This is a genomic window from Streptomyces ipomoeae 91-03, from assembly GCF_000317595.1.
GTDB classification, from domain to species: domain Bacteria; phylum Actinomycetota; class Actinomycetes; order Streptomycetales; family Streptomycetaceae; genus Streptomyces; species Streptomyces ipomoeae.
This window is the reverse complement of record NZ_AEJC01000526.1, coordinates 1-699: the sequence shown is the minus strand read 5'-3', so window position 1 is coordinate 699 and position 699 is coordinate 1. Positions and strand designations below refer to the sequence as shown.

The window sequence follows — 699 nt, the reverse complement described above, 5'->3', positions numbered from 1 at the left end:
CGTCCCCCCGAGCTCTCAGGCGCAGTGGGGTCGAAGGGGCAGCCGCCCCTGGGGAAGGGACGGGTAGGGGCGGCGGGGGCGTGAAACCCGGCGTGGCTCCGGGGCTACAGGTCGGGTCCCGGGAGGAGGCCCGCGACCGGGAGGTGGAGTGTTGTCACGAGCGGAAGCCCCACGTCGGAGCCGGCCTCGGACTCCGCACTCGTGTCACCGCCGCCGACCCCGTCGCCGGCCCCGTCACCGATCGACATGATCGAGCCGTCCTGTTCCACCCCCGGCGCGGCCCCCGGCGCCGGGTCAACCGTCCGCTCCCCACCCGGCGTCGGGGAGGCGTCGTCGGCCGTCGGCTCGTCGGTGACCGGCTCGGTCTCGGGCGTGGGCGCCCCGGAGCCCGAGACGGACAGGGACTCGGGGCTGGCCGTCACCCCGTCGGTGAGCCAGCGCTGCGCGTCGGAGTGATCCCGGACCTTGACCACGACATCGGCCTCGGGCTCCGTCTCGGTGGGCGCGACGGCGAGCCCCTCGCTCCACCGGGGCAGCAACTCCCCCCGGACGGTGAAGTCGTAGCGCACGTCGTCACCGCGCTTGGAGTCCTCGTCGGCGCAGGTGCCGAGGACGACGACACCGGCGTCGACCTGCGAGTCCAGGCACAGCTCAGGGTTGGCGACGCTGCGCAGCAGGCCGTCCTCCTCATAGGACCAC

1 protein-coding gene is annotated in these 699 nt (G+C 74.4%); it reads right to left on the bottom strand.

From position 1 onward, the window contains the following. Positions 1-104 precede the first annotated feature (104 nt). The coding region (locus STRIP9103_RS50270; RefSeq protein WP_048821490.1) for a ricin-type beta-trefoil lectin domain protein at positions 105-699 on the bottom strand (595 nt) is incomplete at its 5' end.